Origin of the sequence: Nonomuraea sp. NPDC049725, assembly GCF_040674795.1 — a bacterium.
In the GTDB taxonomy this organism is placed as follows: domain Bacteria; phylum Actinomycetota; class Actinomycetes; order Streptosporangiales; family Streptosporangiaceae; genus Nonomuraea; species Nonomuraea ceibae.
Map to the genome: position 1 here is coordinate 503,989 of NZ_JBFANJ010000003.1, position 10,711 is coordinate 514,699.

At 76.6% G+C, this 10,711-nt stretch carries 2 protein-coding genes; both read left to right on the forward strand.

Annotated elements, in window-relative coordinates; translation table 11 throughout:
* Window positions 1-20 precede the first annotated feature (20 nt).
* Window positions 21-5,396, forward strand: coding sequence for a type I polyketide synthase (locus AB0J53_RS10340; RefSeq protein ID WP_364170764.1), 5,376 nt, complete (start codon window positions 21-23; stop codon window positions 5,394-5,396).
* Between the two features lie 4 nt (window positions 5,397-5,400).
* The gene (locus AB0J53_RS10345; protein ID WP_364170766.1) at window positions 5,401-10,707 is read left to right on the forward strand and encodes a type I polyketide synthase; all 5,307 of its coding nucleotides are present in this window, start codon (window positions 5,401-5,403) and stop codon (window positions 10,705-10,707) included.
* Window positions 10,708-10,711: the final 4 nt, after the last annotated feature.

Below are 10,711 nucleotides of genomic sequence, written 5' to 3' on the forward strand. Positions count from 1 at the left end.
TCCGTGCCTATCTCAAGCGTGTGACCGTCGAGCTGGCGGAGACCCGCCGGCGGCTGGCCGACGAGGAGGGCCGCCGGCACGAGCCGGTGGCGATCGTCGGCATGGCCTGCCGTTTCCCCGGCGGGGTGACGGGCCCGGAGGAGTTGTGGGACCTGGTGGCGTCCGGGGGCGACGCGATCACCGAGTTCCCCGCCGACCGGGGCTGGGACCTGGACGGCCTCTACGATCCCGACCCCGAGGCCGCGGGCAAGTCGTACGTCAGGCACGGCGGCTTCGTCCACGACGCCGGGGAGTTCGACGCGGGGTTCTTCGGCATGAGCCCGCGCAGCGCGCTGGCGACGGATCCGCAGCACCGGCTGTTCCTGGAGTCGTGCTGGGAGGCGCTGGAGCGGGCCGGGATCGACCCGGGCACGCTGCGCGGCAGCCGCACCGGCGTCTACGCGGGCAGCATGTACGAGCTCTACTCCACGCGCTTCCTCGACCGGGTGCCCGAAGAGGTCGAGGGCAGCCTGCTCACCTCCAGCACGCCGAGCGTCCTGTCCGGGCGGGTCTCGTACACGCTGGGGCTCGAGGGGCCGTCCATCACCGTGGACACGGCCTGCTCGTCGTCCCTGGTCGCGCTCCACCTCGCCACGCGCGCCCTGCGCCAGGACGAGTGCACGCTCGCGCTGGCCGGCGGCGTCACCGTGATCGCCGCGCCGGACATCTTCGTCGAGTTCTCGCGGCAGCGGGCGCTGTCGGCGGACGGGCGGTGCAAGTCGTTCTCGGCCTCCGCTGACGGGGCGGCGTGGTCCGAGGGCGTGGGCGTGCTGGTGCTGGAGCGGCTGTCGTCGGCGATCCGCAACGGACGGCGCGTGCTGGCCGTGATCCGGGGTTCGGCGGTCAACCAGGACGGGGCAAGCAACGGCCTGACCGCCCCCAGCGGCCCCGCCCAGGAGCGCGTGATCGGCCAGGCCCTGGCGGACGCGCGGCTCGACACGCGGGACGTGGACGCCGTCGAGGCGCACGGCACCGGGACCCGCCTGGGTGACCCGATCGAGGCCGGGGCGCTGCTGGCCACCTACGGGCGGGGCCGCGCCGACGACCGGCCCGTGTGGGTCGGCTCGGTCAAGTCCAACATCGGCCATACCCAGGCCGCCGCCGGGGTGGCCGGAGTGATCAAGATGGTGCAGGCCATGCGCCACGAGGTGCTGCCGCCCACCCTGCACGTCACCGAACGCACCCCGCACGTCGACTGGGAGTCCGGGCGGGCCGAGCTGCTGACCTCCGCCCGCGCCTGGCCCTCGGGGGAACGGCCGCGCCGGGCCGGGATCTCCTCGTTCGGCATCAGCGGCACCAACGCCCACCTCATCATCGAGGAGGCCCCCGCCGCCGAGCCCGCCGCCGAGCCCGCCGCCGAGCCCGAGCCCGATCCTGGGCCCGTGACGCCGGAGCCGCCGGAGCAGGTCGCCTGGCCGATCAGCGCCCGCAGCCCCCGGGCCCTGCGCGCCCAGGCCGCCCGGCTGCACGCCGCCGTCACCTCCGGCGAGCCGCCCTGGCCCGCCGACGTGGCGCGCACCCTCGCCGGACGCGCCGCCCTCCCGCACCGCGCCGTCGTCCTCGGCCCCGACCACGCCGCCCTCACCACCGCCCTCGCCGCGTACGCCACCGGCACACCCGCCCCGGCCGCGCACGCCAACGGGACGACCGCCTCCGCCGCGCACGCCAACGGGAGCTCCGCAAGCGGCGGGCCCGCCGGGGCGGCCGTGGTGGAAGGGGTGGCGGGGGAGCAGCCGAGGACGGCGTTCCTGTTCACCGGGCAGGGCGGGCAGCGGGCCGGGATGGGCCGCGAACTCGCGGCGGCGTCCCCCGTGTTCGCCGCCGCCCTGGACGACGTGTGCGACGCGCTGGGCCCGTACCTCGACAGGCCGCTGCGGGACGTGATGTGGGCCGAGCCCGGCAGCGCCACCGCCGCTCTGCTCGACCGGACCGCCTACACGCAGCCGGCGCTGTTCGCCTTCGAGGTGGCCGCCCTCAAGCTGCTCGCCTCGCACGGCGTGCGGCCGGACGCGGTCGCCGGGCACTCGGTGGGCGAGTACGCCGCCGCGTACGCCGCCGGGGTGTGGTCCCTGGCCGACGCCGCCCGCCTCATCGCCGCGCGCGGCCGGCTCATGCAGGAGCTGCGCGAGCCCGGCGCGATGGTGGCCGTGGAGGCCACCGCCGAGGAGGTCGCCGGGTCGATCGCCGGGCTGGAGTCGCGCGTGAGCGTCGCCGCCGTCAACGGCCCCGCCGCCGTGGTCGTGTCCGGCGCCGAGCGGGAGTGCCTGGCCGTCGCCGAGCAGTGGCGGGCCCGGGGCCGCCGCATCCGCCGCCTGCCGGTCAGCCACGCCTTCCACTCGCCGCTGATGGAGCCGATGCTGTCGGCGTTCGCCGCCGAGCTGGCGGGGGTGACGTTCGGCAGGCCGCACACCACGGCCGTCCCGGGAGCGGGCGGCACGTGGGCGAGCACCTCCTACTGGCTCGACCAGATCACCGGGCCGGTGCTGTTCCGGGCGGCGATCTCCCGCCTGGAGGACGAGGGCGTCGGCGTCTTCGTGGAGGTGGGGCCGCAGGCGGTGCTGTCCGGGATGGCGCACGACTGCGTCACCCGCGAGGACGCCGCGATCGTCCCCCTGCACCGCCGCGACCGTACCGAGACCGACGGGTTCGCCGGCTGCCTGGCCCGCGCCTGGACGGCGGGGGTGCGCGTGGACTGGCCCGCGCGGGCGGCGGGCGGCCGGCTCGTGGACCTGCCGACGTACGCCTTCGAGCGCGAACGCTACTGGCTCGCCCCGCCCGCGCCCGCCGCCGACCTGGCGGCGGCCGGGCTGCGCGAGGCCGGGCACCCGCTGCTGAGCGCGGCCGTCGACCTGCCCGAGGACGGGCCCGTGGTGCTGACCGGACGCCTGTCGGTGGCCACGGCGCCCTGGCTCGCCGGGCACGCGGTGTCCGGGACGGTCGTGCTGCCCGGGGCGGCGCTGGCCGAGCTGGTCCTGGAGGCGGCCGGGCGGGTGGACTGCGACGCGGTCGAGGAGCTGGTGTTCGAGTCGCCGCTGACGCTGCCGCCGGAGGGCGCGGTGGCCGTCCGGGTGGTCGCCGAGAGCGCCGACGACGCGGGGGCCAGGCCGGTACGCGTGTACTCGCGGCCCGCCGGCGACCCGGACGCCGACTGGACCCGCCACGTGTCCGCCACCGTCACGGCGGGCGGCGCCCCGCACGCGGCCGCGTACCCGTGGGCCGGGACCTGGCCCCCGGAGGGAGCCGAGCCGGTCGAGGTCGAGGGCGGCTACGAGCGGCTGGCCGAGCGCGGTTACGAGTACGGTCCGGCCTTCCAGGGGTTGCGCGCGGTGTGGCGGCGCGGCGACGAGCTGTTCGCCGAGGTCGCCCTGCCCGGCGACGTGGACCCCGAGGGGTTCGGCATCCACCCCGCGCTGCTCGACGCGGCCTTCCACCCGCTGCTCGTCGCCGGGGACGACGAGAGCGTGCGGCTGCCGTTCGAGCTGCGCGGCCTGCGGCTCCTCCACCCCGGCGCGGACCGGCTGCGGGTGCGACTGACCGGCGCGGGCGGCGACGAGTGCGCGCTGGAGGCCGCCACCCAGGCGGGACAGCCGGCGCTCTCCTTCGCCTCCCTGCGCGTGCGGGCGGTCCCGTCCGGGACGCCGACCGGGCCCGCGCAGGCCGTGTACGCCGTGGAGTGGTCCGAGACGCCGCCCGGCAGCGGCGTGGCCGAGGCCGTCGTCATCCCGTGCGTCAGCGACCGGCCCGGCGACGTCCCCGCCGCCGTCCGCCGGCTCACCACCCAGGTGCTGGCGGCGATCGGCGACGCGCGGATGGCCGAGTCGCGGCTGGCGTTCGTCACCCGCTCCGGCGACCCGGCGGGCGCCGCCGTGTGGGGGCTGGTGCGCGCGGCGCAGGCCGAGCAGCCCGGCCGGTTCGTGCTGGCCGAGGTCGAGGACGGCCACGCCGACTGGGGCAGCCTGGCCGCCGTCGCCGAGCCCCAGGTACGGGTCCGCGACGGCAGGGTGCTGGCCCCGGCCCTCGTCCGCCGCAAGCCCGAAACCCGCCCATTGCCGGAAATTTCAGGACCTGTGCTGGTGACCGGTGGCACGGGCGGTCTGGGCGCGCTGGTGGCCCGCCGTCTCGTGACAGGCCACGGCGTACGGGATCTGCTGCTGGTGTCGCGGCGTGGTGAGGCCGCTCCGGGTGCCGGTGAGCTGGTGGCGGAGCTGGAGGGGCTGGGCGCCCGGGTCACGGTCGCGGCCTGCGACGTGTCGGACCGCGCCGCGCTGGCCGCCCTGCTCGCGGACGTCCCGCCGGCCGGGGTCGTCCACACGGCGGCCGTCCTGGACGACGCGCTGATCGAGAGCCTGACCCCCGAACGCATGGACGCGGTGCTGCGCCCCAAGGCCGACGCCGCCTGGCACCTGCACGAGCTCACCCAGGACCGCGATCTGGCGTTCTTCGTGCTGTTCTCGTCGCTGGCCGGGGTGCTGGGGAACGCCGGCCAGGGCAACTACGCGGCGGCGAACGCGTTCCTCGACGCCCTCGCCGCCCACCGGCGGGAGCTGGGCCTGGCGGCGGTGTCGATCGCCTGGGGCCTGTGGGACACCGCGTCCGGAATGTCGGGCGGCCTGTCGCAGGCCGACGTCGCCAGGCTCGCCCGTACCGGCATCGCCCCCCTCACCGTCGAGCAGGGCCTCGACCTGTTCGACACCGCGCTCACCAGCCCCGACCCCCTCGTCGTCGCCGCCCGCTGGGACACCGCCGGACTGCGCGCCCGAGCCGAGGCGGGCGACCTGCCGCCCATGCTGCACGGCCTCGTCCGCACCCCCCGCCGCACCGCCAAGCCCGCCGGCGTGGCCGAGCTGATGTCCCGGCTCGCCACCCTCACCAGGGACGAGGCGCTGCGCCTGCTCACCGAACGGGTGCGCGGCCACGTCGCCGTCGTGCTCGCCCACGGCAGCCCCGACAAGGTCAGCGTCGACCGCGCCTTCAACCAGCTCGGCTTCGACTCCCTCACCGCCGTCGAACTGCGCAACCGGCTCAACGCCGACACCGGCCTGCGCCTGCCGCCCACGCTCGTCTTCGACCATCCGACGATCAGCTCGCTCGCCGAGTACCTGTTCAGCACCCTCGCGCCCGCGCCGCCCTCCCCGGAGGAGACCCTGCGCGGCGCGCTCGAACGTGTGGGATCCATGCTCACCAGCGCCACGGGCGACGGCGAGGCCATCCGCAGCAAGCTCGTCGCGGTGCTGCAGAGCGGCCTGGCCAGGTTCGGCGCGGCTCCGGACGGCGCGGGCCGTCCCGACACGGTGATGGACAAGATCGATTCCGCTTCCGACGAGGAGATCTTCGCCCTCATCGACAACGAGATGTGACGCCATGACCGAGACCGGAAGGGCCAGACCGATGGGCACCGAGGACAAGCTCCGCGCCTACCTCAAGCGCGCTACCGTCGAACTGGCGGACACCCGCAGGCAACTCGCCGACGAGGAGGGCCGCCGGCACGAGCCGGTGGCGATCGTCGGCATGGCCTGCCGCTACCCCGGCGGGGTGACGAGCCCCGAGGAGCTGTGGGACCTGGTGGCGTCCGGGGGCGACGCCATCACCGAGTTCCCCGCCGACCGGGGCTGGGACCTGGACGGCCTCTACGATCCCGACCCCGAGGCCGCGGGCAAGTCGTACGTCAGGCACGGCGGCTTCGTCCACGACGCCGGGGAGTTCGACGCGGGGTTCTTCGGCATGAGCCCGCGCAGCGCGCTGGCGACGGACCCGCAGCACCGGCTGTTCCTGGAGTCGTGCTGGGAGGCGCTGGAGCGGGCCGGGATCGACCCGGGCACGCTGCGCGGCAGCCGCACCGGCGTCTACGCCGGATGCATGTACGAGCACTACTCCACCCGGTTCCTGGAGCTGGCCCCCGGCTCGGTCGAGGGCACCCTGTTCACCTCCAGCGCCTCCAGCGTGCTGTCGGGGCGCGTCTCGTACACGCTCGGGCTGGAAGGCCCCAGCCTGACCGTCGACACCGCCTGCTCCTCCTCGCTCGTCGCCCTGCACCTGGCCGTGCAGTCGCTGCGGCGCGGGGAGTGCGCGCTCGCCCTGGCCGGCGGCGTGACGGTGATGGCGTCACCGGTGCCGTTCATCGAGTTCTCGCGGCAGCGGGCGCTGTCGGCGGACGGGCGGTGCAAGTCGTTCTCGGCCTCCGCTGACGGGGCGGCGTGGTCCGAGGGCGTGGGCGTGCTGGTGCTGGAGCGGCTGTCGTCGGCGATCCGCAACGGGCGGCGCGTGCTCGCGGTGATCCGGGGTTCGGCGGTCAACCAGGACGGGGCAAGCAACGGCCTGACCGCGCCCAGCGGCCCCGCCCAGGAACGCGTGATCGGCCAGGCCCTCGCCGACGCCCTGCTGGACACCCGCGACGTCGACGCCGTCGAGGCGCACGGCACCGGCACCCGCCTGGGTGACCCGATCGAGGCCGGGGCGCTGCTGGCCACCTACGGCCGGGGCCGCGCCGACGACCGGCCCGTGTGGGTCGGCTCGGTCAAGTCCAACATCGGCCACACCCAGGCCGCCGCCGGGGTGGCCGGAGTGATCAAGATGGTGCAGGCCATGCGCCACGGCGTGCTGCCGCGCACCCTGCACGTCACCGAGCCCACCGCGCACGTCGACTGGGAGTCCGGCGGCGTCCGCGTGGCCACCGAGGAGGTCGCGCTGCCCGCCGACCGCCCGGCCCGCACCGGCGTGTCCAGCTTCGGCGTCAGCGGGACCAACGCCCACGTCATCCTCGAAGCCGTCCCCGCCCCCGCCGGCGCGCCCGCCACGACCGGCGAGCCGCTCGTCTGGACCGTGTCCGCCAAGACCGAGACCGCGCTGCGCGCCCAGGCCGCCCGCCTGCGCCGCTACGCCGCCACCGCCACCGACGCCGACCTGCGCGCCACCGGCCGCGCCCTGGCCCGCCGCGCCGCGTTCGCGCACCGCGCCGCCGTCGTCGCCGACGGCCGCGCCGAACTGCTCGACGCGCTCGACGCCCTCGCCACCGGCGCCCCGCACGCCGCCGCCGTCCTCGGCGAGGCGCTGCCCGCCCCCCGGCCCGTGTTCGTCTTCCCCGGCCAGGGCTCCCAGTGGGCGGGCATGGCCGTCGACCTCCTCGACACGAGCGACGTCTTCCGTGACCGGCTGCTGAGCTGCGACGAGGCACTGCGCCCGCACACCGGCTGGTCCGTCGTCGACGTGCTGCGCGGCACCGGCGGCGCCCCCGCGCTCGACGGCACGGACGTCATCCAGCCCGTCCTGTTCGCCGTCATGGTCTCGCTCGCCGAGCTGTGGCGCTCGCTCGGCGTCCAGCCCACCGCCGTCCTCGGCCACTCCCAGGGCGAGATCGCCGCCGCCTGCGTCGCCGGGGCGCTCACCCTGGAGGACGCCGCCCGCGTCGTCGCCCTGCGCTCCCGCGCCCTGCTGCGGCTCAGCGGCACCGGCGGCATGATGGCCGTCGCCCTGCCCGCCGCCGACACTCAGACGCGGATCGAGCCGTGGGCGGGCCGCCTCTGGGTGGCCGTGCACAGCGGCCCCGCCTCCTGCGTCGTCGCCGGCGAGGACACCGCCCTGGACGAGTTCGCCGCCGCCTGCGGCGACGCCGTCCGGACGCGCCGCATCGCCGTCGACTACGCCTCCCACACCCCGCTCGTCGAGCCCATCGCCGACGAGCTCGCCGCCGCCCTCGACGGCGTACGGCCGCAGGACACCGGCGTCGCCTTCTGCTCCTCCCTCGACGGGCGCTTCGTCGAGCCGGACCGGCTCACCTCCGGCTACTGGTACGACAACCTGCGCAACCCGGTGCTGTTCGACGAGGCGGTCCGGGCCTTCGCCGGGACCGGCACGCCGCTGTTCGTCGAGTGCAGCCCGCACCCGGTGCTCGGTGCCGACGCCGACGACAGCCGGCACGCCGCCGGCATCACCGCCGGAGTCTGCGCCTCCCTGCGGCGCGGCGCGGGCGACTGGCCGCGCATGCTGGCCGCGCTCGCCCACGCCTGGGTGCTCGGCGCGCCGGTCGACTGGCTCACCGCCCTGGCCGCCGCCCCCTACCCGGCCGCCGAGCCGCCCACCTACGCCTTCGAACGGCGCCGCTACTGGCTCGGCGACCACGAGGCGCCCGCCCGCCCCACCGGCGCGGGCATCGACGGCTCCCGGCACCCGCTGCTCGCCGCCGTCGTCCCCGTCGCGGGCGACGCGTACGTGCTGTCCGGCCCGCTGTCGGCGCGGGGCGCGCCCTGGCTCGCCGACCACGCCGTGGAAGGCGGCGCGCTGCTGCCCGGCGCCGCGTTCGCCGAGCTCGCGCTCGAAGCCGGCGCCCACGCCGGGTGCGGCCGCCTGGACGAGCTCGTCATCGAGGCCCCGCTGCCGATCCCCGACAGCGGCGCCGTCACCCTCCAGGTCACCGTCGACCCGCCCGGCGACGAAGGACGCCGCGCCGTCGCCGTCCACTCCCGCACCCCCGACGGCTGGCAGCGGCACGCCTCCGGCACCCTCACCCCCGACGCCCCGCACGTGGCCGCGTACCCGTGGGCCGGGACCTGGCCCCCGGAGGGAGCCGAGCCGGTCGAGGTCGAGGGCGGCTACGAGCGGCTGGCCGAGCGCGGTTACGAGTACGGTCCGGCGTTCCAGGGGTTGCGCGCGGTGTGGCGGCGCGGCGACGAGCTGTTCGCCGAGGTCGCCCTGCCCGACGGCGTCGACCCCGAGGGGTTCGGCATCCACCCCGCCCTGCTCGACGCCGCGCTGCACCCGCTCGTGCTGGCCGGCGGCGACGACGAGCTGCGGCTGCCGTTCGCGTTCGGCGGCGTCGCCCTGCACGCCTCCCAGGCCCCCGAGCTGCGCGTACGCCTCGCCGTCGACGGCGACGACACGCACGTCGAGGCGGCCGGTCCCGACGGCGCGCCCGTCCTGTCGATCGGCAGCCTGCGGGTCCGCGCCGCCGCGCCCCGCCGCGCCGCCACCGGCACGGCCGCGCACGGCGTGGACTGGGTCGAGGCCCCCGCCGCCGCGGCCGGAGCCGCCGACCCCGTGGTGATCTCGTGCGTCAGCGACCGGCCTGACGTGCCGTCCCGCGTGCGCGAGCTGACCACGCGCGTCCTCGACGCCGTCGCCGCGCAGCCCGACGACGCCACCGTCGTCTTCGCCACCCGGCCCGGCGACCCGGCGGCAGCCGCCGTGTGGGGGCTGGTGCGCTCGGCGCAGTCGGAGCAGCCCGGCCGGTTCGTGCTGGCCGAGGCCCAGGAAGGCCACACCGACTGGGCCCTCGTCACCGCCACCGGCGAGCCCCAGGTCCGCGTCGTGGACGGCAAGGCCCTCATCCCGCGCCTGGCCCGCCGCAAGCCCGACCCCCACCCATTACCCGAAATTTCCGGAACCGTGCTGGTGACCGGCGGCACCGGCGGCCTGGGCGCCCTCGTGGCCCGCCGCCTTGTGACAGGCCACGGCGTACGAGACCTGCTGCTGGTGTCGCGGCGCGGCGAGGCCGCCCCCGGCGCCGGTGAGCTGGTGGCGGACCTGCAAGACCTGGGCGCCCGCGTCACCGTCGCGGCCTGCGACGTCGCCGACCGCGACGCCCTGGCCGCCCTGCTCGCGGACGTCCCGCTGGCCGGGGTCGTCCACACCGCCGGAGTCCTCGACGACGGCCTCGTCGAGAGCCTGACCCCCGGCCGGATCGACACCGTGCTGCGCCCCAAGGCCGACGCCGCCTGGCACCTGCACGAGCTCACCCAGGACCGCGACCTGGCGTTCTTCGTCCTGTTCTCCTCCCTCGCGGGCGTCCTCGGCAACCCCGGCCAGGGCAACTACGCCGCGGCGAACGCCTTCCTCGACGCCCTCGCCGCCCACCGGCGCGAACACGGCCTCACCGGCGTGTCCATCGCCTGGGGCCTGTGGGACACCGAATCCGGCATGACCGGCGCCCTCACCCAGACGGACGTCGCCAGGCTCGCCCGCGCCGGCATCGCCCCGCTCACCGTCGAGCAGGGCCTCGACCTGTTCGACACCGCGCTCACCAGCCCCGACCCGCTCGTCGTCGCCGCCCGCTGGGACACCGCCGGACTGCGCGCCCGAGCCGAGACCGGCGACCTGCCGCCCATGCTCCACGGCCTCGTCCGCGCCCCCCGCCGCACCGCCGGGGCCCCCGCCGGAGCCGGACCCGGCGCCCTCGCCGCCCGCCTCGCCACCCTGCCCCGCCAGGACGCCCACCGCCTGCTCGTCGACACCGTACGCGCCCAGGTCGCCGCCGTCCTCGCGCACGGCAGCCCCGACAGCGTCGAACTCGACCGCCCCTTCAACCAGCTCGGCTTCGACTCCCTCACCGCCGTCGAACTGCGCAACCGGCTCAACGCCGACACCGGCCTGCGCCTGCCGCCCACGCTCGTCTTCGACCACCCCACCGTCAACGCGCTGGCCGCCTACCTGGCCGGCGTCCTCGCCCCCGCGCCGCCCTCACCCGAGGACACCCTGCGCAAGGCGCTGGAGCAGATCGACGACCTGCTGCTCAACGCCAACGGCGAAGGAGACGCCATCCGAGGCCGGCTCGTACCGATCCTGCAGGGCGCGCTCACCAAGCTCGGCGCCGCCCCCGCGGACGCGGGCGGCGTGATGGACAAGATCGACTCCGCTTCCGACGAGGAGATCTTCGCCCTCATCGACAACGAACTGTGACGAC

What these genes read in the sequence shown, in the direction of transcription:
- AB0J53_RS10345 (WP_364170766.1), top strand. Translation starts at nt 5,401, where the DNA reads ATGACCGAGACCGGAAGGGCCAGACCGATGGGCACCGAGGACAAGCTC.